General features: G+C 39.1%; 17 protein-coding genes and 3 tRNA genes. 11 read left to right on the top strand and 9 right to left on the bottom strand.

What is annotated here, in order from left to right:
- Nucleotides 1-16: 16 nt before the first annotated feature.
- Together mnmA and EMK97_RS00945 are read right to left on the bottom strand one after the other, a co-directional pair.
- Nucleotides 17-1,159: a tRNA 2-thiouridine(34) synthase MnmA gene (gene mnmA, locus EMK97_RS00940; protein ID WP_130598575.1), complete on the bottom strand. Its 1,143-nt coding sequence runs from the start codon at nt 1,157-1,159 to the stop codon at nt 17-19.
- 86 nt (nt 1,160-1,245) lie between these two features.
- On the bottom strand, nt 1,246-1,851 hold the full coding sequence (locus EMK97_RS00945; RefSeq protein ID WP_130598577.1) for an rRNA large subunit pseudouridine synthase E: 606 nt from the start codon (nt 1,849-1,851) through the stop codon (nt 1,246-1,248).
- 179 nt (nt 1,852-2,030) lie between these two features.
- Between EMK97_RS00945 and EMK97_RS00950 the strand changes: the two genes are divergently transcribed.
- Complete coding sequence (locus tag EMK97_RS00950; RefSeq protein WP_130598579.1) at nt 2,031-4,265, top strand: NADP-dependent isocitrate dehydrogenase; 2,235 nt, start codon at nt 2,031-2,033, stop codon at nt 4,263-4,265.
- Nucleotides 4,266-4,553: 288 nt separating this feature from the next.
- Entirely contained in the window at nt 4,554-5,804 is a 1,251-nt protein-coding gene (gene icd, locus EMK97_RS00955; protein ID WP_130598581.1) for an NADP-dependent isocitrate dehydrogenase, read from the top strand.
- Between the two features lie 85 nt (nt 5,805-5,889).
- On the opposite strand, the gene cspD is transcribed toward icd, so the two are convergent.
- Nucleotides 5,890-6,108, bottom strand: a complete 219-nt coding sequence (gene cspD / locus EMK97_RS00960; protein ID WP_130598583.1) for a cold shock domain-containing protein CspD — start codon at nt 6,106-6,108, stop codon at nt 5,890-5,892.
- 247 nt (nt 6,109-6,355) lie between these two features.
- On the opposite strand from cspD, the gene clpS reads away from it, so the two are divergent.
- From clpS to EMK97_RS00985, 5 genes are all read left to right on the top strand, one after another.
- The gene (gene clpS, locus EMK97_RS00965; protein ID WP_130598585.1) at nt 6,356-6,676 is read left to right on the top strand and encodes an ATP-dependent Clp protease adapter ClpS; all 321 of its coding nucleotides are present in this window, start codon (nt 6,356-6,358) and stop codon (nt 6,674-6,676) included.
- Between the two features lie 19 nt (nt 6,677-6,695).
- Nucleotides 6,696-8,954 carry an ATP-dependent Clp protease ATP-binding subunit ClpA gene (gene clpA / locus EMK97_RS00970; protein WP_130598587.1) on the top strand — a complete coding sequence of 753 codons (2,259 nt, stop codon included), beginning with the start codon at nt 6,696-6,698 and terminating at the stop codon, nt 8,952-8,954.
- A 218-nt stretch (nt 8,955-9,172) separates the two neighbouring features.
- The gene (locus EMK97_RS00975; RefSeq protein ID WP_130598589.1) at nt 9,173-10,705 is read left to right on the top strand and encodes an efflux transporter outer membrane subunit; all 1,533 of its coding nucleotides are present in this window, start codon (nt 9,173-9,175) and stop codon (nt 10,703-10,705) included.
- Between the two features lie 38 nt (nt 10,706-10,743).
- Complete coding sequence (locus EMK97_RS00980) at nt 10,744-11,982, top strand: efflux RND transporter periplasmic adaptor subunit (RefSeq protein ID WP_130598591.1); 1,239 nt, start codon at nt 10,744-10,746, stop codon at nt 11,980-11,982.
- Complete coding sequence (locus EMK97_RS00985; protein ID WP_130598593.1) at nt 11,982-15,098, top strand: efflux RND transporter permease subunit; 3,117 nt, start codon at nt 11,982-11,984, stop codon at nt 15,096-15,098. The genes EMK97_RS00980 and EMK97_RS00985 overlap by 1 nt, the downstream gene beginning before the upstream one ends.
- 186 nt (nt 15,099-15,284) lie before the next feature.
- Here the strand turns inward: EMK97_RS00985 and EMK97_RS00990 are convergent.
- The 3 genes from EMK97_RS00990 to EMK97_RS01000 form a co-directional block, all read right to left on the bottom strand.
- Nucleotides 15,285-15,360: transfer RNA gene (locus tag EMK97_RS00990), tRNA-Asn, on the bottom strand.
- 111 nt (nt 15,361-15,471) lie between these two features.
- Nucleotides 15,472-15,547 (bottom strand) — tRNA-Asn (locus EMK97_RS00995).
- A 111-nt stretch (nt 15,548-15,658) separates the two neighbouring features.
- A tRNA-Asn gene (locus tag EMK97_RS01000) sits at nt 15,659-15,734 on the bottom strand.
- Nucleotides 15,735-16,244: 510 nt separating this feature from the next.
- Here EMK97_RS01000 and EMK97_RS01005 point away from each other — a divergent pair.
- From EMK97_RS01005 to uvrB, 4 genes are all read left to right on the top strand, one after another.
- On the top strand, nt 16,245-18,200 hold the full coding sequence (locus EMK97_RS01005; protein ID WP_130598595.1) for a glycoside hydrolase family 97 protein: 1,956 nt from the start codon (nt 16,245-16,247) through the stop codon (nt 18,198-18,200).
- A 68-nt stretch (nt 18,201-18,268) separates the two neighbouring features.
- Nucleotides 18,269-19,453 carry a trans-sulfuration enzyme family protein gene (locus tag EMK97_RS01010; protein ID WP_130598597.1) on the top strand — a complete coding sequence of 395 codons (1,185 nt, stop codon included), beginning with the start codon at nt 18,269-18,271 and terminating at the stop codon, nt 19,451-19,453.
- A 547-nt stretch (nt 19,454-20,000) separates the two neighbouring features.
- Complete coding sequence (locus EMK97_RS01015) at nt 20,001-21,389, top strand: MATE family efflux transporter (RefSeq protein ID WP_130598599.1); 1,389 nt, start codon at nt 20,001-20,003, stop codon at nt 21,387-21,389.
- Complete coding sequence (gene uvrB / locus EMK97_RS01020; protein WP_130598601.1) at nt 21,386-23,395, top strand: excinuclease ABC subunit UvrB; 2,010 nt, start codon at nt 21,386-21,388, stop codon at nt 23,393-23,395. Before EMK97_RS01015 ends, uvrB begins: the two co-directional genes overlap by 4 nt.
- 19 nt (nt 23,396-23,414) lie before the next feature.
- On the opposite strand, the gene EMK97_RS01025 is transcribed toward uvrB, so the two are convergent.
- The 3 genes from EMK97_RS01025 to queC form a co-directional block, all read right to left on the bottom strand.
- Nucleotides 23,415-23,627 carry a hypothetical protein gene (locus EMK97_RS01025; protein WP_130598603.1) on the bottom strand — a complete coding sequence of 71 codons (213 nt, stop codon included), beginning with the start codon at nt 23,625-23,627 and terminating at the stop codon, nt 23,415-23,417.
- Nucleotides 23,628-24,081: 454 nt separating this feature from the next.
- Nucleotides 24,082-25,044 carry an ion transporter gene (locus EMK97_RS01030; RefSeq protein WP_130598605.1) on the bottom strand — a complete coding sequence of 321 codons (963 nt, stop codon included), beginning with the start codon at nt 25,042-25,044 and terminating at the stop codon, nt 24,082-24,084.
- An 18-nt stretch (nt 25,045-25,062) separates the two neighbouring features.
- Entirely contained in the window at nt 25,063-25,728 is a 666-nt protein-coding gene (queC, locus tag EMK97_RS01035) for a 7-cyano-7-deazaguanine synthase QueC (protein WP_130598607.1), read from the bottom strand.
- Nucleotides 25,729-25,752 lie beyond the last annotated feature (24 nt).

Here is a 25,752-nt window from a genome sequence, read left to right on the forward strand (position 1 = left end):
TGATTATGCGTTCAGCTTATCTAATTAGGGTATCGATAATACCGCCACCTAAACAAATATCTCCTTGGTAAAACACCACGGACTGTCCTGGTGTGACAGAACTTTGCTGCTCTTCAAAATCAATTTGATAGTTGCCCGCTTGTTCACCATCAAGCGCGGTTACTGTACAGGCAACGTCTTGCTGACGATAGCGAGTTTTTACGGTGCAACGAATTGGTGCAGATAATTCTTGTCTATCAACCCAGTGAAGCTGGTTTGCAATAAGGCCTTTTGAGAAAAGTCTAGGATGATTATGACCCTGACCCACAATTAACACATTACGCAGTAAATCTTTTTCAACAACATACCAAGGCTCTTCACCGGCATTAGCTAAGCCGCCAATACGTAGCCCTTTACGTTGTCCTAAGGTGTGATACATCAAACCATCATGACGACCAACTTCTTCACCTTCGGCTGATTCAATAACGCCTGGTTGTGCTGGTAAATATTGGGCTAAAAAGTCTTTAAATTTACGCTCACCAATAAAACAAATACCTGTGCTGTCTTTTTTGTTGTGAGTGATTAAACCTGCTTTTTCGGCAATAGCTCTTACTTCAGGTTTTTCAATATGGCCTACAGGGAAAAGTGTTTGTGATAATTGCTTTTCATCTAAGGTGTATAAAAAATAGCTTTGATCTTTGTTGTTATCTAGGCCGCGTACCATAACCCACTTGCCATCGCGAAATTCGCGTTGCACATAGTGGCCTGTGGCAATAAAGTCCGCTTGTAAGTCTTCGCAGGCAAATTCTAAAAAGGCTTTAAATTTGATTTCTTTATTACACATAATATCAGGGTTAGGTGTACGTCCTGCTTTGTATTCAGCAAGAAAATACTCAAAGACATTATCCCAATATTCAGTAGCGAAGTTGATAGTATGTAATTTAATACCTAATTTATCGCAAATTGCTTGCGCATCTTTTAAATCTTCTGCGGCGGCACAATACTCGTCTGTATCATCTTCTTCCCAGTTTTTCATGAACAAGCCTTCAACTTGATAACCTTGTTCTTTTAATAAGTAGGCAGATACGGAAGAGTCAACGCCACCCGACATACCAACAATAACTTTGGTCTCTTCAGGCGCTTTGTGGTGTTTTGCAGATAACGCGTTTGCAATGGTCATATAAGATAAAAATTTACTGTACTAAATAAAAAGGCGCAAAATTATAACACGTCACTAAGTGTGATTAAATAGTGGCTTGCACTGCATTATTCAATAATTTTATAAGCGCCATTTTCTATGGAATCTAGCGTCCATTTACCTATGCGATATCGAATAAGACGTAAAGTTGGGTAGCCTATATGGGCAGTCATACGCCTGACTTGACGGTTTTTACCTTCGCTAATGGTTAATTCAAGCCAAGTGGTCGGGATGTTGGCGCGTTCTCGTATGGGGGGATTACGCGGCCAAATGTTGGGCTCAGGGATAATTTTTACTTGCGCGGGCAGGGTAAGGCCATCTTTTAACTCGACCCCTTGGCGAAGTTTTTCAAGATCGGCCTCTGTTGGTACCCCTTCAACTTGAACCCAGTAGGTTTTGCTGGTTTTCTTTTTAGGGTCAGCAATTTTATGCTGCAGTTGACCATCATTGGTTAGTAGTAATAAACCTTCACTATCTCTGTCTAAACGACCTGCGGCATAGACATCTTTTACATTAATATAATCTTTTAATGTTTTGCGATTTTGTTCATCGGTAAATTGGCACAAAACATCAAATGGTTTGTTGAAAAGTACAATTTTACGATCTTGACCAACTGGTCGTACCTTTTTGTTTTGTCGGCCTTTATGTCTTGAATAACCTTTGTTGTGCATCATTATTGCCATTTTGTTAAATAAAAAAACTGACTGCCTTGTGGCTCAGCTATATAAATATGTGTTGAATTACTATATTATGCGCGCAAATTATTTTTCATGCTTAGGTGAATAACCATAACGTTTTTGTGGATGTTTATGCGAAAACCTTAGCTTTCGGCTAATTTAAAGTAGGAAACTCAATGAGCACTGACAACTCTAAAATTATTTATACCATTACTGATGAAGCACCTGCATTAGCAACGTATTCTTTATTACCTATTATTCAAGCGTATACTGCATCTTCTGGCATTAATGTTGAAACTCGTGATATTTCTTTAGCTGGTCGTGTATTGGCTAATTTTCCTAAATATTTGACTAAAGAGCAACGTATTGATGATGCGTTAGCTGAATTAGGTGAATTAGCAAAAACACCTGAAGCGAATATTATCAAGTTGCCAAATATTTCAGCTTCTATTCCTCAGTTACAAGCAACCATTAAAGAGTTACAAGCGAAAGGTTACGATTTACCTGACTACCCAGCTGAGCCACAAAATGAAGCGGAAGAGTCAATTAAATTAACTTATGCCAAAGTATTAGGCTCTGCAGTAAACCCGGTATTACGTGAAGGTAACTCAGATCGTCGTGCTCCAGGTTCAGTTAAGCAATATGCTAGAAATAACCCTCACTCAATGGGTGCTTGGTCAAAAGACTCAAAATCTCACGTTGCTAATATGGCTGCTGGTGATTTCTACGGCAGTGAAAAGTCAATGACTGTTGACGGTGCTACTGATATGCGTATCGAATTTGTTGATGCATCAGGTAATGTTTCTGTTTTAAAAGAAAAAGTAGCATTAGAAGATAAAGAAGTGATTGATGCCTCAGTAATGAGCAAAAAAGCATTAGTTGAATTCTTTGAACAAGAAATCGATAAAGCAAAAGAAGAAGACGTATTATTCTCGCTGCATATGAAAGCGACTATGATGAAGGTCTCTGATCCTATCATCTTTGGTCACTGCGTTAAGGTGTACTATAAAGACGTATTTGCCAAGCATGCTGACGTATTTGAGCAATTAGGTGTTGATGCCAATAACGGTATTGGTGACGTATACACGAAAATTGAGCGTTTATCTGCTGAGCAAAAAGCAGAAATTGAAGCGGATATTCAAGCGGTATACAAAACACGCCCACCTATGGCCATGGTTGACTCAGATCGCGGTATCACAAACTTACATGTACCAAGTGATATTATTATTGATGCTTCTATGCCAGCAGCACTTCGTGCATCTGGTCAAATGTGGGGCCCAGATGGTAAGCAAAAAGATACTAAGTTTACTATTCCAGATCGTAACTACGCCGGTGTATTCCAAGCGGTAGTTGATTATTGTCGTGAAAATGGCGCCTTTAATCCAACCACTATGGGTACGGTACCAAACGTAGGCTTAATGGCTAAGAAAGCGGAAGAGTACGGTTCACACGATAAAACATTTACAGCACCTGCTGATGGTGTTATTCGTTCAGTCAATGTAGCAACTGGCGATGTATTATTAGCGCAAGATGTGGCTCAAGGCGATATCTTCCGTATGTGTCAAACAAAAGACGCACCTATTCAAGATTGGGTTAAATTAGCGGTGACTCGTTCACGTTTATCTAACACACCAGCGGTATTCTGGTTAGATGAAAACCGTGCCCACGATGCAGAAATTATTAAGAAAGTGAATCAATACTTACCAGAGCATGACACTGATGGTTTAGATTTACGCATTCTTGCACCAACTGAAGCGTGTAAGCATACCTTAGAGCGTTGTGGTAAGGGTGAAGATACTATTTCTGTAACGGGTAATGTATTACGTGATTACAACACGGATTTATTCCCAATTTTAGAGTTAGGTACCTCAGCTAAGATGTTATCTATCGTACCATTAATGAATGGCGGTGGTTTATTTGAAACCGGTGCTGGTGGCTCTGCTCCTAAGCATGTTCAGCAGTTTGAAAAAGAAAACCACTTACGTTGGGACTCTTTAGGTGAGTTTTTAGCATTAGCAGCTTCTTTAGAGCATGTTGCTGAAAGTACAGATAATGCTAAGGCACAAGTACTAGCCGATACCCTTGATGCGGCAACAGGTAAGTTCTTAGATGAGAATAAGTCACCATCACGTAAGGTTAATGAATTAGATAACCGTGGTAGCCATTTCTACTTAGCTATGTACTGGGCGCAAGCGCTTGCAGAGCAATCTACAGATAGTGAGCTTAAAGAAACATTTAGCAGTGTTGCACAAGCATTAACTAAGCAAGAAGAAAAAATTGTTGCTGAGTTAAATGGCGCACAAGGCGTTGCTATGGATATCGGTGGTTATTATTTTGCTGATACTAAGCTTGCTGATAAAGCGATGCGTCCAAGTGAAACCTTTAATACGATTTTATCTGCATTATTATAATCGTTAGATAAAATAGTTCAGTATCGGCTGAACATCATCATAAGGCTAAGTTTAAAACTTAGCCTTTTTTTTGCCTTCAATTTATCCTGTAACCATTAGACTATAGTCTAATACCACGCCATTCATCTTAGTGATAGCCAGTATCACAAAATAGTTATTAGTGTCGCCTAACTTTTTCCTTTAACTTAAAGGTTAATAGCTGATAACCAATCACTATTACAATCTATGCTGCAATAATTTGTTTTAAATGTTGTGGCGATTACTTTGATTTTATTAGGAGAAAGCCTTATGACTAGTCACATAACTATACCTAGTACTGGTGATAAAATTGCTTACATAGATGGCAAGTTGAGTGTGCCAAATAACCCTATTGTGCCTTTTATTGAAGGGGATGGTATAGGTGTCGATGTGACCCCACCTATGATCAAAGTTGTCGATGCCGCGGTAAAAAAAGCATACCGTGGTGATAGAAAAATAGCTTGGATGGAAGTGTATGCAGGTGAAAAGGCAACTCAGATATATGACTCTGAAACTTGGTTGCCAGATGAAACACTTGAGGCATTTAAAGAGTATAAAGTAGGTATTAAAGGACCATTAACAACACCTGTTGGTGGTGGTATGCGTTCGTTAAATGTAGCGCTGCGCCAAGTGCTTGATTTGTATGTATGCCAGCGCCCTGTGCAATGGTTTACCGGTGTACCAAGCCCAGTTAAAAAGCCTTGCGAAGTTGATATGGTGATTTTTCGTGAGAATACCGAAGACATTTATGCAGGCATTGAGTACAAAGCAGGAACCGAAGATGCTCAAAAAATGATAACTTTCTTAAAGGAAGAGATGGGAGCAACACAAATACGTTTTGCTGAAGATTGCGGTATTGGTGTTAAACCTGTATCTAAAGAGGGTACTCAGCGTTTAGTACGTCAAGCAATTCAGTATGCTATTGATAATAATCGTGACTCAGTAACTTTAGTGCATAAAGGTAATATCATGAAATTTACCGAAGGAGCTTTTAAAGACTGGGGCTATGAACTAGCTAAGGAAGAGTTTGGCGCAACTACAGTAAATGGCGGGCCTTGGTGTTCAATTATTAACCCTAACACAGGTAAAGAGATCATTATTAAGGATGTTATCGCTGATGCTATGTTGCAACAAATTCTGCTTCGCCCAGCTGAGTACAGTGTCATTGCTACTTTAAACTTAAATGGTGATTACTTATCTGATGCCTTGGCTGCACAAGTGGGGGGTATTGGTATTGCGCCTGGCGCTAATTTAAGTGATGAAGTGGCAATATTTGAAGCAACTCATGGTACAGCGCCGAAATATGCGGGTAAAAATAAGGTTAACCCAGGTTCGGTAATTTTATCAGCAGAAATGATGCTGCGCCATATGGGCTGGGTTGAAGCAGCTGACTTATTATTAAAAGGTATGTCAGGCGCCATTGGAGCTAAAACAGTAACATACGATTTTGAGCGTTTGATGGACAACGCTACTTTGGTTACTTGTTCACAGTTTGGTGACTGTATAATTGAGCATATGTAGTTGCATAACTAACTGCGTAACCTGGTAGGTATAAAAAAACACAGCAATTGCTGTGTTTTTTATATGGTATGAAATATGGTTTTTGTTATTCAGTGTCGCTGTCAGCAGGTCTTATACTGGCGGCATGATGTCCTTTTGGACCTTCATTTAATTCGTAATTGACATCCTGTCCGGCTTTTAACGTTCTGTAACCATCCATCTCAATGGTAGAGTAATGAGCGAATATATCTTCACCACCATTATCCGGACGAATAAAGCCAAAACCCTTTGCGTTATTAAACCATTTAACTGTACCGTGAGCCATACATCTACTTCCTTCTATATCCTTCAGTATTTAATTATGCTTAACTAAGCTTTTGCCTTAGAATAAAGGCATACAACTAGCCAATGCAATTAGACAAGCAATTAAGCGACTAAAAATTAGTCACTTATAGAATCGTAGATAATTTACGGAATTAGTCAAGTTAAAAAGGCAAAAAAATGCTGGTTTTTTATGGTTTAATGTAGGAAAAGTTTCAGCAAAAGTAAAAACTAGAGACTAAGATAAATATATGAGTAACTGGAAAGAGTTAATAGACACCGAAAGCGTTGTTGAAGATGAAGTTGAAGACAGAGTAAAAGAACCGGCTTTATATAATGTTTTTTTACTTAATGATGACTACACACCAATGGATTTTGTTGTTGAAGTGTTGCGTAAGTTTTTCAATAAGGATGCTGATCAAGCGACAGAAATAATGTTAACCGTTCATTATAAGGGTAAAGGCCTTTGTGGCACATTTACTGCAGATATTGCAGAAACGAAAGTAGATCATGTTGTCCGTTTTGCTTTTGAACATCAGCACCCACTTAAGTGCGTCCTGGAAAAAGCATAATTAGTTAATTGGAGTACCTATGCTAAACAAAGACTTAGAAATCTCGTTGAATTTAGCCTTTCGCCAAGCGAAAGAGTCTCGCCATGAGTTTATGACGGTAGAACATTTATTGCTTGCCTTATTAGACAACCCGTCTGCAATTGAAGCCTTAGGGGCATGTGGGGCTGATTTAAACAAATTACGAAAGAGCTTATTAGACTTTATTACTGAAACAACACCTATGATCCCTGTAGGTGAAGAAGAAAGGGAAACTCAACCAACATTAGGTTTTCAACGGGTATTGCAACGCGCAGTTTTTCATGTGCAATCCTCAGGTAAAAGCGAAGTAAGTGGTTCAAATGTATTAGTGGCGATATTCAGTGAACAAGAATCGCAAGCTGCTTACATTTTAAAGAAAGCAGATATTAGCCGTTTAGACATTGTTAATTATATCTCTCACGGTATCGCGAAAATAGATAATAACGATGCCAATCATACGGTTGGTGAAGGAGAGCAAACTGAGGAAGAGCCAAGAACGATTGAAAATTTCTCAGTTAATTTAAATGAAGAGGCGTTAAAAGGAAATATTGATCCGCTGATTGGTCGCGATGATGAGTTAGAGCGTACCTTGCAAGTGTTAAGTCGCCGTCGTAAAAATAATCCGTTATTTGTTGGTGAAGCTGGGGTTGGTAAAACTGCAATCGCTGAAGGCTTAGCTAATTTAATTGTAAATGAGAAAGTGCCGGAGTTTTTAAGTGATGCCACTATCTATTCTTTAGATATGGGGGCGTTATTAGCTGGTACTAAATATCGCGGTGATTTTGAAAAACGCTTTAAAGCATTATTAAAAGAGCTAGAAGCTGATACCAATGCGGTATTATTTATCGATGAAATTCACACGATTATAGGCGCTGGCGCTGCATCTGGTGGCATGATGGATGCCTCTAACTTAATTAAACCGTTATTGTCTGCTGGTAAGTTACGTTGTTTAGGTTCAACGACTTATCAAGAATATCAAAGTATCTTTGAAAAAGATCGCGCGCTCGCACGACGCTTTCAAAAAATTGATATTGCTGAGCCTAGCATTGCTGATACCACTAAAATCTTGCAGGGGCTAAAAGATAAGTATGAAAGCCATCATGGCATTCGCTATACCAATAAAGCCTTACATGCGGCAGCCCAATTGTCGGCTAAATACATTAATGAGCGCTTTTTACCTGATAAAGCCATTGATGTGATTGATGAAGCAGGCGCTAAGCAGCAATTAGTTGCACCAAGCAAGCGTAAGAAGGTTATCAATAATACGGATATTGAAACCATAGTGGCAAAAATGGCACGTATACCGGAAAAATCTGTGTCCTTGACGGAAAAAGATAGCCTGAAGAATTTAGATCGCAATTTAAAGTTGGTGGTTTTTGGTCAAGATCAGGCGATAGAAGAATTAACCTCGGTGATTCGTCTATCGCGAGCAGGCTTAGGTGATGAAGAAAAACCTGTTGGTTCATTCTTATTCGCCGGTCCTACCGGTGTTGGTAAAACCGAAGTGACTCAGCAACTGGCGAAAATATTAGGTGTAGAGTTATTAAGATATGACATGTCTGAATACATGGAGAAACACGCAGTTAGTCGCTTAATTGGTGCGCCTCCTGGTTATGTTGGTTATGAGCAAGGTGGTTTATTAACGGATGCCGTTTTAAAACATCCGCATGCGGTGGTATTACTGGATGAAATCGAGAAAGCTCATGAAGATGTCTACAACATTTTACTGCAGGTGATGGATCACGGTACGTTAACTGATAACAACGGCCGTAAAGCTGACTTTAGAAATGTTATTTTAGTTTTAACAACTAATGCTGGTGTGCAGGAGACCGTGCGTCAATCGATTGGCTTTAAGCAACAAGATCATAGTTTGGATGCCATGAGTGAAATCAATAAGGTATTCTCGCCTGAATTTAGAAACCGTTTAGATAATATTGTCTGGTTTGATCACTTATCTACAGAGGTAATTCAGCAAGTTGTTGATAAATTTATTGTTGAACTGCAAGCTCAACTTGATGAAAAAGGTGTTTCATTAGAGCTTAGTAAAGAAGCCAAACTATGGCTTGCTGAACACGGCTATGATAAAGCCATGGGGGCAAGACCTATGTCGCGCTTAATTCAAGAGAAGCTTAAGAAAGAGCTGGCTAATGAGTTACTGTTTGGTGAGTTAACTCAAGGTGGTATTGCCAAAGTAACGGTTAAAAAAGATAAGTTAGTGATTAACTTTGAAAGTAAGCAAGAGCTAATAACGGAAAAATAACACTACTTGCTGATTTTAATCGTAAAGAACCTACCGTAACTGGTAGGTTTTTTTATGGCTGAAATTTACTCTTAAAGAGAATTTAGCAGGCCTTTGTTATCAGTTGTTAATAGCGAAATTGCCAGTGTAAACTTTTGTAAAGTCCTTTGTTTGTGGGAGTTTCTTTAATTATTATGCTTGAATAAATAGAGATGTAGTTTGTTTAAGAAGTCATAAAAATGAAAGTAATGTCTAACAAACAAGAAAAGATAATTCCTAATCACGTTTTTAATCAGTCGCCACTTCGAAGTAGTTGTTTGCTGCTAGTTGTCTTTGCTTTAACGGCATGTGCTAGTAATTCAGCGATAACAGATAAAACAAGAAACTTGCAAAGCCCTGAGCAGTGGCAATCGCAAATGACGTTATCAGGAAATAAAGCGCCCAGCAATCAGAGCTCGGCAAAAGATAGCGCTCAAGATTATCAAGCATTAGATGGTTGGCTTGCTAGCCTTAATGATGCCAAGCTAACAGAAATGGTACGCTATGCCTTGAGCAACAACTATCAATTAAAAGCGCAACAAGCAAGTGTTGCTATTGCTAAAGAAAAGCTCAATGTAGCAGAAGCAACAGACTTTCCTGAACTATCTCTAGCCATGTCGAGCTCACGTGCTAAGCAAGTTTCTGCTGAGAGTGAAAGCTATAACAATAATAATGAAGTTGGTTTACAGCTCGCTTATGAGCTTGATTTATGGGGAAAATTATCTGATCAACAATTACAGAACAAATTAACTTATGCGGCACAAGAGGCTAAATATCAAGGTAGCCGAATTAATACCGTTGCAGAAATTGCCAGCGCTTGGTTTAACTTGTTAGAAGCAAGTCAACTACTCGATTTATATCAAGAGCGCGCGAAAAACTTAAAGGATAATTTAACAACAATACAAGCCGCGTATCGCTTAGGTTTAAATGAAGCGTTAGATGTATACCTGACCCAAAATGATGTAAATAGAGAAGTTGCTAGAGTTGCTGAGCAGCAACAGGCAGTATTAAAAGCAAGTCGAAATTTAGAGTTGCTTATGGGGGATTATCCCAATGCCTCGATAAAGGCAAGTAAGAAACTGCCGGTAATTAAGGATGATATTCCAACAGGTATTCCAGCAGAGTTATTAACGCGCCGCATGGATATTAAGGCAAGTTGGTATGAATTACTCGCGTTAGATGCTGGGTTGGCAGTTGCTCATAAGGAGAAGTTCCCACGTATTTCCCTTAATGCAACCACGGGCAAAAGCTCTGATGAATTAAATAACTTACTTGATGGCAATGCACTTGCTTGGTCTTTAGTCGGTAATATCACCATGCCGTTATTTAATGCGGGCAAGTTAGCCTCTTTAGAGGAGCAGGCAAGGTTGGCTGTTGTGCGTAAAGAGCAAGAGTATTTACAGCAGGTTTATCAAGCCTTCGCCAATGTTGAAAACCATATTAGTAACCGTAATGCTTTAAAAGCGCAGCATAAGTATTACCATCTTGCTAAAGACAATGCCATCGCAGCAGAGAACTTATCTTTTAACCAATATTTGAAAGGTTTAGTTAGCTATACCACAGTGCTTGAGTCGCAACGCAGGGCGTTTGATGCACAAACGACACTGATTCAGCTCACCAACCAATTATTGCAAAACAGAATTGATGTTTATATCGCTTTAGGCGGTAACTTTAATACCTCAGAAAATAATACCTCAGAAAATAATACCGCTGAACAGCAAAATGCTCGTTAACCTTTGTTTAAAAATATCAATATAAATGTGAATTTACTATGAAGCCTATGACCCGAAAACTTATCCCCCTTGCCGTATTGCTAACTTTTATTGGTATTGCTTATGTGATAACCAGTAATCCGCCCGAGAGTAAACGTTCAAAGCCAAGTAGCAAGCCACAATTGGTGGTTGAGGCGCAAACCATAGCAAAGCGTGATATTGCATTAAACTTATCGAGTTACGGCACGGTAAAGCCGCGCACACAAAGTATGTTATTACCACAAGTTGCTGGCCAAATTAATTATATTTCTGCCAATTTTCGTGAAGGTGGCTTTTTTGAGCAGGGGGAAGTTTTAGTTGAAATTGACGATAGAGATTATCAAGTTGAAATTAAAATTGCTCAAGCGAGTTTATTTACTGCCAAACAAGCACTTAGTGAAGAGCAGGCTAGAGTTGAGCAAGCATTGCAAGATTGGCAACGGTTAGGTAATAGCGAGCAAGCGCCGGATTTAGTACTAAGAAAGCCCCAGTTATTGGCGGCACAAGCGAATGTGTTATCTGCCGAAGCGAGCCTTTCAAAAGCAGAGTTAGCTTTAGAAAGAACTAAGATAGTAGCACCTTTTTCCGGGCGTATTCTGACAAAGTTTGTTGATCTTGGTCAGGTTGTTTCATCAAATACTCAGCTAGCGGAAATATACGCCATTGATTACGTAGAAGTTAGGTTACCTATTAAGAACAATGACCTGCCTTTTATCAATCTGCCTGAAAACAGTCGCTATAACAGTGCGCTAGTGTCGGAGCAACCAGAGGTAATTATTAGCTCTGATATTTCAGTAAAGCAGCAATGGCGCGGTAAAATTGTGCGCACCGAAGGTGCGTTTGATCAAAATTCGCAACAGTTATTTGTTGTCGCTCATATCGATGATCCTTATGGCCTAAACAATGATAGTGTCCTGCCAATTAAAATTGGTCAGTATGTTAGTGCAAAAATCACCGGAAAGCAGTTACAGCAAGTACTTATTATTCCGAATAAAGCTATTTATCAAGGAAGCTATGTTTATCTGGTGAAAAATAATACTTTGTTGCGTCAGGAAATTAACATTACCTGGCAAAATGACGCGTTTGCATTAATTAAATCAGGGCTTAACGAAGGAGATAAGTTGGTATTAACGCCTTTAGGGCAAGTTAACTCAGGGACGATAGTGTCAATTTCTGCATTAGATGGCGAGCCTGTTAAGCAGCAAGAAAACAGCAAAAAGAGAAATGAAAAAAGAGCAGCTAAGCGAGGTGAATCATAATGATAGCTTGGTTTGCCAAAAATCACGTTGCCGCTAATTTATTAATGATTACCATTTTAATGGTGGGCATTTTATCAGTGAAAACACGTATCCCGTTGGAAGTATTTCCTGAATTTGAATCTGAGGTTATTAGTGTCACGGTTAGCTTACGAGGTGCAACACCAGAAGATGTTGAGCAGGGCGTTGCTATTCGTATCGAGGAAGCGGTACAAGATTTAGAAGGTATTGAAAAAATCACCTCTAAGTCAGTGGAAGGCTCTGCGTCTGTGGCAATTGAAGCTGAGTCTGGCTTTAGTGCAAGAGAATTATTAGCAGATATTAAAAGCCGCGTTGATGCTATTAATACTTTTCCTGTTGATGCAGAAAATCCAATCATAGCGCTGCAGCAACGTAAGCGGGAAGTGTTGTCAGTAACGATTGCTTCAATTTATAGCGAAAAAGAAATTAAAGAATTTGCTGAGCAAGTACGTGATGATTTATTGAGATTGCCTGAAGTCACTCAGGTGAGCTTAGATGCTGTGCGAGATTATGAAATTACCATTGCTGTCGAGCAAAATAAATTGCGCGAATTTGGCTTAACCTTATCTGATATTGCTACGGCGATTAATGCCAGCTCAGTTGATATGTCAGCAGGTAATATTCGCACCGATGGCGGTGATATTTTAGTTAGAACGAAAGGACAAGCTTATCGCAAAGACGAATTTGACAATATTGTGATTAAAACCCATACCGATGGCAATATTATTAAACTCGCTGATGTTGCTCAACTAACGGATGGTTTTGAAGAAAATCCATTACGAGCAAGATTTAATGGTCAACAAGCTGCGCTAATTGAAGTGTACCGAATTGGTAATCAAAGTGCGATTAGCGTGGCAGATGCGGTAAAAGATTATATCGAGAAAAGGCAGCAAGACTTACCTGAGGGCTATAGCTTAAGTTATTGGGATGATGACTCTCAAGTAGTTAAAGCGCGTTTAAATACCTTGATCTCTAACGCACTTCAAGGCGGTTTCTTAGTATTACTACTACTGACTTTATTTTTAAGACCTTCGATAGCTTTTTGGGTGTCAGTAGGAATTCCCATTAGTTTTATGGGCGCATTTATCGTTATGCCATTTTTCGGTATTTCACTTAATGTTATGAGTTTATTCGGTTTTATCTTAGTGCTGGGTATTGTTGTTGATGATGCTATAGTGACAGGTGAAAATGTTTATCGACATTTGCAAACATCAGAAACGGGTGAGCAAGCGGCTATTAGAGGAACACAAGAAGTCGCAACACCAGTGACCTTTGGTATTTTAACAACCGTGGCGGCTTTTTTACCCTTAGCCTATATTGAAGGGCATCGCGGCAATATGTTTGCGCAAATTCCGGTTATAGTGATTCCTGTACTCATCTTTTCATTAATAGAGTCAAAATTTGTTTTACCGTCACATTTAAAGCATTTGAAGTTACGTAAAGAAAAAGCAAAGCAATCAAGGTTTTCTGTTTGGCAACAAAAGTTTGCTGATGGTTTTGAGCGAAGCATTTTAAAATATTATCAGCCACTGTTAGAAAAGGCCTTAGCGCATCGTTTATTGACTCTCTCGCTATTTATTGGTGTGTTTATTGTTATGCTTGCCTTTATTACCAGCGGTTGGATGCGATTTACCTTTATGCCTCGTATTCCCAGCGAAACGGTACGAGCCAGTTTAACTATGCCTGTTGGTACGAGTTATGATGTGGTTGACTTGTATGTTGTCAAAATGGCAAGTGCTGCCAAACAGCTGCAAAAACAATATAAAAATGGTGAAGATGAAAGTTTGATTCTTAATATTTTAGCCATTACAGGAGGCCGTGGTGGCAGTAATAAAGGGCAAGTTCGTTTTGAAATTCAACCAGCTGAAAAAAATATCAGTGGTATTAGCTCGAGTCAGATTGTTAGGGAGTGGCGAAAGTTAATTGGGCCGTTGCCAGGAGCTGAAAGTGTTACTTTTAGAGCTGAGTTCGGCCGTGGTGGCGATCCCATTGATGTGCAACTTGCTGCAAGTGATTTAGAGCAGCTTAAACTCGCCGCTACCGAAGTGAAACAACAAATTGCGACTTATGCAACTACTTTTGAAATTTCAGATAGTTTATCTGACGGTAAAGAAGAGCTGCAAATAGAGCTGACTGAACAGGGCTATGCAATGGGGATGACCCGTACTAGTGTGCTTAGACAAGTTAGGGATGCGTTTTTTGGTGCAGAAGTACAGCGCATACAGCGAGGCAGAGATGATGTTAGGGTGATGTTAAGGTTTCCGCTTGAAGAACGGTTATCAATTGCCAATTTAACCGATATGTTAATTAGTACCCCATCAGGTGGACAAGTACCTTTATCGCATGTTGCCACACTAACACCAGGGAAAAGCCCAAGTGAAATTAGGCGTATTGATAGATATCGCACCGTGAATATTACTGCCGATGTCGATAAAGAAAAAACCAACATGCTCGTGTTAAATACAGATCTAGAAAACTTTTTACAAGCGTTACTCTTAAAATACCCTGGCATGACCTATACCTTAGAAGGTGAGGCGAGAGAGCAGGCGGAATCTTTTAACAGCTTAGCAATAGGTTTAGTGTTTGTGTTCTTTATTATTTATTGCTTACTTGCCATACCGTTTAAATCGTATTTACAGCCTATTATTGTTATGTCAGTTATTCCTTTTGGTGCCATAGGTGCTGTTATTGGTCATTGGATCATGGGCATGAACCTTACCATTATGAGTATGCTTGGTTTAATGGCGTTAATTGGTGTGGTAGTTAATGATAGTTTAGTGCTTGTCGACTTTATTAATAAAACTAAGGCTAAAACAGGCTCTGTGCTTGACTCCGTTGTCAAAGCTGGTCAAGCGCGGTTTAGGCCGGTTATGTTAACGTCGTTAACTACTTTTATAGGCTTGATGCCGTTACTCTTTGAAAAAGAAACACAAGCACAATTTTTGATACCTATGGCTGTTTCCCTAGGCTTTGGCATTATCTTTGCCACATTTATTACACTGTTATTAGTGCCAATTAACTATATGCTGATTGAAGATGTAAAAAGTATTTTTTCTTCAAAGTCAAAAAAGTGTGAAAGTGTAGCTGGTGTCGCTTAGCCTGCTGGCAAGAACTTAGTAGATATAAAAGGTTACAATTGTTGTAGCCTTTTGAGTATCTCAGTGACATACGCTTTTATTATAGAGAGTACAGTCTGTCGCTCTAGCAATTGAGTTATTAAAGGAAGAATATTTCATTTATTTTTTCAAGACGAAAAAAAACCTGCCGTAGCAGGTTTCTTTATGTGGCTCCCCAAACTGGGCTTGAACCAGTGACACACGGATTAACAGTCCGTCGCTCTACCAACTGAGCTATTGGGGAATAAACTTTTTAAACTTCTGTTTATTAGTGAAGTTAATCTGGTTTCTCAAGTTATACTTGAGCATCAATCAGTAATACACGCTTTGATTAGGTTATCACCAATTTATAATGTGGCTCCCCAAACTGGGCTTGAACCAGTGACACACGGATTAACAGTCCGTCGCTCTACCAACTGAGCTATTGGGGAATAAACTTTTTAAACTTCTGTTTATTAGTGAAGTTGATCTGGTTTCTCAAGTGATACTTGAGTACCAATCAGTGATACACGCTTTGATTAGGTTATCACCAATTTATAATGTGGCTCCCCAAACTGGGCTTGAACCAGTGACACACGGATTAACAGTCCGTCGCTCTACCAACTGAGCTATTGGGGAATCGTTTTGCGTTAGCATCTTGGCTAACGGGGCGGAATATTAAAGTCCTGAGGCGGCAGTGTCAATACAAAAATTACAAAAAAAACAATTAGCATGCTGTTTGCTTGAAATATGCTCACTCAGAGTGTTTTTAATGCGACATTCGTAGATAATTTATGCGTGCTCAGTAAGCTTTAACATACTCATATTCCTGTTGAATATTTTTGGAAATTGGAAAAGGTCAATGTTTATGACATATGGTTATTTTCAAGGTTGGCCTTTAAAGAGTCGCTTGCCTAAAACCATAGCAATTGAATTGACTATTTGAAGACACTCAATAGGCACAGCGCTGAATAGCTTAAATCGTTATCTTACTTGGTATGAACAATAAAGAGACTTCATTATTTCTTACGCTATTTTTTAGGAGAAATTGTTTTATAACCGATACGTTATTAGGTAAAAGCCATGATTAAATCTATCTTTGACATGATTTTTAGCCGCTAATGTGGTCTGTTCTTAATAGGTTGATATATGCGTAAGATACTTTTTTTCACTGTGTTTACTTGCTTGGTTTTCCCTGCCATGGCTCAGGTTATAGAGATATCTTCACCTGATAAAAACATTACGGTTAGGGTGAATACCGCGTCTGGCAAAGTGCAATATGATGTACTTTCACATCAAGAGCTGATTATTTCACAGGCATCAGCTGGTATTCATTTGGCTGATATTACTAATAATGGTTTGCACTATCAATCCCATAATGTCAGCTCAACAACACGAACGATTACGCCGGTTGTACAGCAAAAATCTCAGCATATTATTGAGCACTATAATCAACTTACTATACGTTTTTTGCAGCATATCTTACTTGAATTTCGTGTTTTCAATGAAGGTGTTGCATATCGCTTTAGAAGCGATGCCGCGCGTGAGTTGACTGTTTTAAATGAAGAAATGACTTTAGCCTTTAATGAAAACTATAAGGTTTTTTATCCAAAAGAGAAGAGTTTTTACTCTCATAATGAACGTGCTTATTTACCGACTCGTTTAAATCAATTAACTGAGCAAGATTTAGCGAGTTTGCCATTACTGGTGCAAACCCCGAAACAAAAAATAGTATTTACTGAAACAGCGCTGCATGATTATCCTGGGCTATGGGTTGTTGGTGGCAATAATCACAGCTTATCAGGTGTGCATCCTAAGCGGGTTAAAGTTGCGCAATTAAAGCCTGGCTCAGATAGAAACCAAGATATTAAACAAAGATATGATGATATTGCTAAGCAAACTAGCAAGCAGAAAAAGGATTTTCCATGGCGCATTTTTGCTATTAGTCAAACAGATGAACAGCTGCTAACCAATGAGTTATCTTTTTTGTTGGCTAATGAATTAGCGATTGAAGATCCCTCATGGATAAAACCAGGTAAAGTCGCTTGGGATTGGTGGAATGCCAATAACCTTTATGGTGTTGACTTTAAAGCAGGTATTAATACACAAACCTATAAACATTATATAGATTTTGCCGCAGAGTATGGTATTGAATACATCATTCTTGATGAAGGTTGGTATGAGTTAGGTGATGCATTAAAGATAGTACCTGATATCGATTTAGCACACCTGATTGCTTACGGACAGAGTAAAAATGTTGATATTATTTTATGGGTTATATGGGAAACCGTAGCCGCTGATCTAGAAAATATTCTCGCGCAATATGCTGACTGGGGAGTGAAAGGCATTAAAGTGGACTTTATGCAGCGAGACGATCAAGCCATGGTGCAGTATTATTGGCGTGTGGCTAAAGTTGCAGCGGATAATAAGTTATTGGTGAATTTTCATGGCTCATATAAACCAGCAGGGTTACGACGAACTTACCCAAATGTGATTACTAGGGAAGGGGTTAGGGGCTTAGAGCATAATAAGTGGGCTGATTATATTACTTCAAAACATAATTTGACCTTACCTTTTATTCGTATGCTAGCAGGACCTATGGATTATACCCCAGGGGCTATGGTTAATAGTCAGCCGGAAAATTTCAGCGTGTCTTTTAATCGCCCGATGAGCAAAACGACTCGTGCCCATCAAATTGCTTTATATATTGTCTTTGAAAGCCCCTTACAAATGCTAGCAGATAGCCCATCGAATTATTTAGCCAATAAGCCAAGCACAGAATTTATTAGTCATATACCAACGGTTTGGGATGAAACTCAAGTGCTATCGGCTAAATTTCAGGATCATATTATAACGGCACGACGTTCTGACAAAGCATGGTATATCGGTATTATGGGCAACGAGCAAGCAAGAACATTTGATCTAGATTTGAATTTTTTATCAGCTGGGCGCTATCAATTAACGTCAATGGCTGATGGTATAAATGCTGATAAATACGCGAGTGATATCCGCCAAGATATCACCACAGTAACCAAGCAAAGTAAGTTTAGCGTAACTTTAGCCCCTAATGGCGGCTGGGCGGCGCGGATTGTACCTTTACCTTAATAACAGGTAATGGATGTAAACGGATAGTTGAGGTTATTGCCTTAGAGAAAGTAACGGGTATAGAAAAGATGAGAAAACAACAGCCAATCACAGAGTTAGTTTTTGATGGTGACAATAATATTGATCCCTATGGCGCAGTCGTACCGCCTGTTTATCAAAGTTCATTATTTACTTTTGATAGCTGGGAGTCATTAGAGCAGGCTTTTGCCGATAAAGAAAATAGCGTGATTTATACGCGAGGAAATAATCCTACGGTGCAATTTGTCGAGCAAAAACTCGCCTCACTTGCTGGTGGTGAAAAAGCTAAGCTGTTTTCCTCTGGCATGGCAGCAATATCGGCAGGCATTATTCATTTTTTAGCTCAGGGCGATCACTTGATCACCTTAAAAAATATTTACGGACCAACAGCCACCTTAATACGCAATGTGCTCGTTGCTAAAATGGGTGTTGAAGTAAGCTATGTATCTGGTGAGTGCCTTAATGAAATTGAGCAGGCAATAAAGCCGAATACTCGATTGATTTATCTTGAAAGCCCATCCTCTGTGGTTTTCTCTTTACAAGATTTAGAACAAATTAGCGCGTTAGCGAAAAAACATAATATTGCCACTATGATAGATAACACTTGGGCAACGCCAATCTATCAAAAGCCTTTGGCGTTAGGGATTGATTTAGAGGTACACTCTTGCTCAAAATATCTTGGCGGCCACAGTGATATCATTGCCGGGGCTTTAATTGCTCGCCAGTCGTTAATTAAAGACATTTGCTTACAAGAGTACGAGTTACTAGGAGCTAAGCTTGCCCCTGTGGAAGCAAGTATGCTGCTTAGAAGTTTACGTACCTTGCCTCTGAGAATGGAAAGGCATCAACAAAGCGCGCTGCGTGTGGCTGAGTTTTTACAACAACAACCCCAAGTTGCTAAAGTATTTTATCCTGGCTTGCCATCATTTGCGCAAGCCTCGCTTGCAAGGCAACAAATGACAGGGTTTAGTGGTTTATTTAGTTTTAAACTTAATACCGATGACTTAGCAAAGATCAAAAAGTTTTTTAATGCCCTGATCTTATTTCAAAAGGGAGTTAGTTGGGGAGGGCATGAAAGCCTGATATATGCACCTGCGATTAGTTGTAGTGTTGAGCAGACGCCTGAGCATATGCAGCGCATGGGAATTTCGTATAGCGATATGAGAATATCGATTGGTCTAGAAAATGCGGAAGATTTAATTGCCGATTTAGCCAATGCCTTGGCTAAGCTATAAATAATACCAATTGAAATAGTCATTTAAACAGTTCAGAGCTGTATCCTTATGGCGAGAGTAAAGGCATAAAGCATATTATTCTCGCCTGTTAAAAATAACCTTACTTTGGTCAAATCTTGACCCTATATCCGAGTAAAACTTTATCCACTAAAGTTGTGGATAACTTTGTGAGTTAAAGTGTAATGAAATCGTACATTTTCGTTTTTACTGGTCTACAAGCAAGTCAAATGATTTTTACATATTTTTATTTTTCTTTAGTTTCAAAAGGTTATCTTGGTTTGTTGGTTTTTTGTCTACTTAGGGTGATTTTTGAACATTCATGGCGTTAGCCTTATTTAGGTGTGTATACTCCTTCAATTATTTACTAAGTCTTTGTCGTTTATGGTATTTCATTTGCTGTTAGCTAAGAATGAATGTCCCTGTTGTTATTGAAATGCTTACTTACACCTTTATTAAATCAACTTTGGGGTAATACTAGGTAAAAATAGCTATTTCTTTTACAATAGGTGTTGCTTTGCTAACAAATACCAACCACTGATAAGACTAAATGACCAAAGAATCAAATTCTGCGCCGAGTAAAAGGCGTGCTAATCTGCTAGAAGCCCCTGTTGCTGATACATTAAAACAAATGACCATACCTATGATATACGGCATGGTATTGTTAATGACTTTTAATCTGGTCGATACTTTTTTTGTCGGCTTATTAGGCACGCAACCATTAGCTGCCATTAGCTTTACTTTTCCTGTGACCTTTACCGTACTCAGTTTAACTATTGGTTTAGGCATAGGTACTTCAGCGGTTATTGCTAAATTACTCGGCAAAAAAGATCAATGTACGGCGAAAGACTCTGCAACAGCCGCTATGTATTTAGCTGCGATTATTGTTGCCAGTTTATCCTTTGTTGGTTATCTGTTTACCGATGAATTGTTTACTCTATTGGGCGCACAAGCTTCATTGTTACCGTTAATACATGATTATATTGATATTTGGTATATAGGAAGTGTTTGCTTAATTGGTCCTATGATAGGTAACGCTATTTTAAGGGCGTCAGGAGACACCAAAACGCCCAGTCTGGTTATGGGCAGTGCCGGTTTAGTTAACGCGATACTTGATCCTATTTTTATTTTTGGTTTAGGCCCCATACCTGCGATTGGCATAAAAGGGGCAGCAATAGCCACGCTAGTTTCTTGGATATTTGGTTTAGCCTTTGTGCTTAATATTTTAACGCGTAAATTAGATTTAATTCATACTCATATTATCCCGTTTCACAAATTACTACCGGCTTGTAAGAGTATTTTAAAAATTGGTTTACCTGCTGCTGGCGCTAATATGTTAACACCAATAGCGGCAGCGATAATGACCGCGATTGTTGCCACTTATGGTGAATCTGCGGTTGCGGCTTTTGGTGTTGGCTCTCGTATCGAGTCAATTGCCTGTTTAGTTGTACTTGCTATGTCAATGACATTACCGCCTTTTATTAGTCAGAACTTTGGTGCAGGGCATATGCATCGTGTTGAAGAAGCTTATAAGGTGTCAGTTAAATTTGTCATGCTATGGCAGTTAGTTATTTTTGTTATTCTCGTTGGCTTAGCTCCATGGATAGCAAGCGCATTTGCCAAAGAGCAAGCCGTTGAAGATATCATCAAGTTATTTATTTGGATTTTACCGCTGGGTTATGGTTTGCAGGGGATCATTATTTTAACGAATTCATCTTTTAATGCACTGCACAAGCCTATGATTGCACTGTGGTTAAGTATTGTTAGATTATTTGTTTGTTATGTGCCATTAGCTTATTTAGGTTCATACCTTTATGGTTTACAAGGCTTTTTCATCGGTGCGTTATTGGGTAATGTCCTTATGGCGACGATCTCGTATAGATTATTTAGCAAACAGTTTACTAGTACCAGTTCAGTATCACAGGTAGAGTCAATATGAAGTCATTAACATTAGCCTCTGATTATACGCCAAGCGGCGATCAGCCCACGGCCATTAAACAATTGCTTGATGGTATTGAGTCAGGTTTAGCTCATCAAACGCTACTTGGTGTGACTGGCTCAGGTAAAACCTTTACTATTGCTAACGTTATCGAGAAGCTTAATCGTCCCACCATGATGTTAGCGCCTAATAAAACCTTAGCAGCACAGCTTTATGGGGAAATGAAAGAATTCTTTCCAAACAATGCTGTTGAATATTTTGTCTCTTACTATGACTACTACCAACCTGAAGCCTATGTGCCAACAACCGATACCTTTATAGAGAAAGATGCCTCGGTAAATGAACACATTGAGCAAATGAGGTTATCGGCCACGAAAGCTTTATTAGAGCGTCGAGATGTGATCATTATTGCATCAGTATCAGCAATTTACGGTCTTGGCGACCCTGATTCTTACTTGAAGATGATGCTACACATCAGTGTTGGCGATATTATCAATCAGCGTGATATTTTAAGGCGATTAGCAGAGTTACAATATACCCGTAATGATGTCGCCTTTGCTCGGGCAACCTATCGAGTTCGCGGTGATGTTATCGATATCTTTCCGGCTGAATCTGACCGCTTAGCGTTACGGGTAGAGCTGTTTGATGAGGAGATTGAACGTATCAGCCAGTTTGACCCGCTAACAGGGCAAGTGGAAAGAACCTTAGCGCGTGTGACTATTTATCCTAAAACGCATTATGCAACACCCAGAGATAAAATCTTAGCGGCGGTTGAGTCAATTAAAATTGAATTAAAGGACAGGGCACAGCAATTAAAAGATAATAACAAGTTAGTTGAAGAGCAGCGTATCAGTCAGCGAACACAATTTGATATTGAAATGATGACTGAGCTTGGCTATTGCTCAGGCATTGAAAACTATTCAAGGTATTTATCGGGAAGAGAGCCAGGTGAGGCGCCGCCAACCTTGTTTGACTATTTGCCTGATGATGGTTTATTGATTATTGACGAGTCACATGTCACCGTACCGCAAATTGGCGCTATGTATAAAGGCGATAGATCCCGTAAAGAAAATCTAGTGCAGTACGGCTTTAGGCTTCCTTCAGCACTTGATAATAGACCAATGAAATTTGAAGAGTTCGAAGCGTTAGCACCACAAACTATTTATGTTTCAGCAACACCGAGCAAATATGAAATAGAAAAATCATCAGGTGATATTGCTGAGCAAGTGGTTAGGCCTACTGGATTGTTAGATCCAGAAATTGAAGTGCGGCCAGTAGAAACACAAGTTGATGATTTACTCTCAGAAATTAATAAGCGCGTACCGTTAAATGAACGTGTTCTTGCCACCACACTTACTAAACGTATGGCAGAAGATTTAACCGATTATTTAGATGAACACGGCATTAAAACTCGCTACTTACATTCAGATGTTGATACGGTTGAGCGAATGGAGATCATTCGAGATTTTCGTTTAGGTAAGTTTGATGTCCTTATCGGTATTAACTTGTTGCGCGAAGGCTTGGATATGCCTGAAGTGTCGCTTGTGGCGATTTTAGATGCAGATAAGGAAGGCTTTTTACGTTCAGAGCGTTCACTTATTCAAACCATTGGCCGTGCTGCGCGTAATATCAATGGTAAAGCTATTTTATATGCAGATAGAATTACTGGCTCTATGCGCACGGCGATAGATGAAACTGAGCGTCGTAGGGCTAAGCAGCATCAGTATAATATTGACAATAATATTCAGCCTAAAGGCGTTATCAGAAAAATAACGGATGTCATGGATGTTGATGGTTATAGCGATGCACAGGCGCTAGATAAAGTTGCCCAGCAAACAGCGAATTATCAAGTTGATGCGCCAATGCTGACAACCAAAGAAATTGATGAAAAAATAGCGCAGCTTGAAAAGGACATGCTTGCTCATGCGCAAAACCTCGAGTTTGAACAAGCTGCTGCTATTCGTGATGATATTGCTAAGCTAAGACTAGCGCAATTATCGAGTTAACGGGCGGTTTACGGGTAAGTCATTTAAGGTCGACTATTGAATATTGACCAATAATATTGGCCACAGCGGTACTATTACAGTTACTTAAATGACTTATTTCTTCAATAATACGATCTTGAATATCCACGGGAAACAATAACAGCTGCTCTAAATACAGATGAGCTTGTGTTTCATTGTTGGCATTGATCATTTGGTTTAAGCACTTTGCTTGATATTTCCAGGTAGCGCTCATAGGTAATCCTTAGAAAAAAATTGGACACCTATTAAGTCTAGAACAAGTAATGACGCGGGTTAGAAGGATTTTTTATTAAAAGAAAATCAAAGGAAGATAATATTCTATAGTAATTTAAGTAATTAAAATTACGGCATTTATTATTAAAGCTACTTAAGGCTTTTATACAATATAATACCAAATTGATTAAGTATTTGATCATTTAGCGAGAATTAAAAGGCTTATAAGCAAGGCGCTAATTGCAAAGAATGGTTATTCCCTTGTTAAAATTAGCAACGCTGGGTATAAGCCTTTTAAACTCGCCCTTTGGGAGTTCAAGAATAACATGATAACCGCACAATATTTATTTGATGTAGAGCGACTATATCTTCATAAATCTTGTTTGTTCTAATGCTATTCTTGTAACTCTAAGTGACTAAATATTTAATCAAATTTGTATAATACTTTATTTTCGTTATTTTCCGCAGTGAGGGCAGTGTTTACCGTGTTTTCCTTGCTTAATTAAACGAATGCTGCGATGTAAATCTTCTGGGCTTATTTCCAACTTGTCTGCGAGATCGGTTAGCGCTTGGTACTCGTGTCTATCGATAGTACCGTCGGTTAAAGCACTTTCAATATAGACATCAAGTTTCTTTTTTCGCTCTCTTAATTCTTCACCAAAGCGTGCCGCTAGCATACCGGCAGGTAAGGCCACTAAACCTACACCAATTAACATAATAAAGGTAGAAATAAGTTTACCTAACGGGGTGATTGGTACCACATCACCATAGCCAACGGTAGTCATAGTTACTACTGCCCACCATAGTGAGCGCAAAATGCTGCCAAAGTATTCTGGTTGCACCTTACCTTCGACCGCGTGCATTAAGCTAGCGGCAATTACGATAAGGAATAAGATCACCATCATGGCGGCGGTAATACTTTTAAGCTCTTTATTGACTACTGTGATAAAGATATTAAAACCTTTAAAGTAGTGGGTGAGTTTTAGTAGCCTTAACACCCTTAATAAACGTAACGCACGTAAATCTAAGGATAAAAACATTGCGATGATAAAAGGTAAAATTGTTATCAAGTCAATTAAAGCTACTGGACTTATAGCGTAGCGAAGTCGGGCTTTAGTGGCCGACATGCCGTGATACTTAGGCGCTTCAACACAGCACCATACGCGTAATAGGTATTCTAAACAAAAGATACTCAGTGAGATAAATTCAAAAAGATAGAATTGCTGCTTAAATCTTTGATGATAACTGGCTTCAGAGGCTAAAATAGCTGCAATAACATTGCTAATAATTAAGATGACTAAAAAGTAGGTTACACATTTAGCTAGCACACTCTTGTGAGCTTCAGACTCTAAAACTTGATAAGTTCTTATTCGCAGTGATGGCTTAACATCATTTGTTGTCTTCTGACGCTTTATCATGAGTGCACTTTATTAAAATTATAAGCTGCTTTCGTAGCTGATAGGGTCTACTTCATTGTTATCGCGAAATGCTTCAAGACGCTCTTGGCATGCGCCACATTTACCGCAGGCTTTTTCGCGGCCATTGTAACAGGTCCAGGTGTTACTGTAATCAAGCCCCATAGCCAGGCCATCAGCTAAAATAGCGGTTTTATCTACTGTTAAGTAGGGACTAAAAATCTCGACGCTTTCATAGTTAGCGATTTTACAGACATCATTCATTTTCATGACAAACTCTGGACGACAATCAGGGTAAATTGCATGATCGCCTGAATGAGCGCCATAGTATACTTGGCTAGCACCAACCGATACCGCATAACCCACCGCAAGAGAAAGTAAAATCATATTGCGATTAGGCACTACGGTAGACTTCATATTTTCCGCTTCATAATGACCTTCTGGTATCTCAATATCATCAGTTAAAGATGAGCCGGCTAAAAGTTGGTTTATCGCAGAAATATCAATGACTTTATGTTCTATTTTTAGCTTGTTGCACACAGTGCGTGCGCAGTCTAATTCTTTAACGTGACGTTGCCCATAATCAAAGGATAATGCATAGACTTGCTTGCCATCTTTCAGGGCGCGATTGAGTACGGTGAATGAGTCCATGCCACCAGAATAAATAACAACAACTTTTTCAGTCATTAGACGAGTCTCTTGAGGTATAAT

Origin of the sequence: Litorilituus sediminis, from assembly GCF_004295665.1 — a bacterium.
Taxonomy (GTDB): Bacteria; Pseudomonadota; Gammaproteobacteria; order Enterobacterales; family Alteromonadaceae; genus Colwellia; species Colwellia sediminis.

Excerpts from the sequence above, each read along its gene's own strand:
- queC (WP_130598607.1), bottom strand. The coding sequence starts at position 25,728 with ATGACTGAAAAAGTTGTTGTTATTTATTCTGGTGGCATGGACTCATTC.
- EMK97_RS00980 (WP_130598591.1), top strand. The coding sequence starts at position 10,744 with ATGAAGCCTATGACCCGAAAACTTATCCCCCTTGCCGTATTGCTAACT.
- EMK97_RS00985 (WP_130598593.1), top strand. The coding sequence starts at position 11,982 with ATGATAGCTTGGTTTGCCAAAAATCACGTTGCCGCTAATTTATTAATG.
- EMK97_RS00975 (WP_130598589.1), top strand. The coding sequence starts at position 9,173 with ATGAAAGTAATGTCTAACAAACAAGAAAAGATAATTCCTAATCACGTT.
- cspD (WP_130598583.1), bottom strand. The coding sequence starts at position 6,108 with ATGGCTCACGGTACAGTTAAATGGTTTAATAACGCAAAGGGTTTTGGC.
- clpS (WP_130598585.1), top strand. The coding sequence starts at position 6,356 with ATGAGTAACTGGAAAGAGTTAATAGACACCGAAAGCGTTGTTGAAGAT.
- clpA (WP_130598587.1), top strand. The coding sequence starts at position 6,696 with ATGCTAAACAAAGACTTAGAAATCTCGTTGAATTTAGCCTTTCGCCAA.
- EMK97_RS01025 (WP_130598603.1), bottom strand. The coding sequence starts at position 23,627 with ATGAGCGCTACCTGGAAATATCAAGCAAAGTGCTTAAACCAAATGATC.
- EMK97_RS00950 (WP_130598579.1), top strand. The coding sequence starts at position 2,031 with ATGAGCACTGACAACTCTAAAATTATTTATACCATTACTGATGAAGCA.
- EMK97_RS01030 (WP_130598605.1), bottom strand. The coding sequence starts at position 25,044 with ATGATAAAGCGTCAGAAGACAACAAATGATGTTAAGCCATCACTGCGA.
- icd (WP_130598581.1), top strand. The coding sequence starts at position 4,554 with ATGACTAGTCACATAACTATACCTAGTACTGGTGATAAAATTGCTTAC.
- EMK97_RS00945 (WP_130598577.1), bottom strand. The coding sequence starts at position 1,851 with ATGATGCACAACAAAGGTTATTCAAGACATAAAGGCCGACAAAACAAA.
- mnmA (WP_130598575.1), bottom strand. The coding sequence starts at position 1,159 with ATGACCATTGCAAACGCGTTATCTGCAAAACACCACAAAGCGCCTGAA.
- EMK97_RS01015 (WP_130598599.1), top strand. The coding sequence starts at position 20,001 with ATGACCAAAGAATCAAATTCTGCGCCGAGTAAAAGGCGTGCTAATCTG.
- EMK97_RS01005 (WP_130598595.1), top strand. The coding sequence starts at position 16,245 with ATGCGTAAGATACTTTTTTTCACTGTGTTTACTTGCTTGGTTTTCCCT.
- EMK97_RS01010 (WP_130598597.1), top strand. The coding sequence starts at position 18,269 with ATGAGAAAACAACAGCCAATCACAGAGTTAGTTTTTGATGGTGACAAT.
- uvrB (WP_130598601.1), top strand. The coding sequence starts at position 21,386 with ATGAAGTCATTAACATTAGCCTCTGATTATACGCCAAGCGGCGATCAG.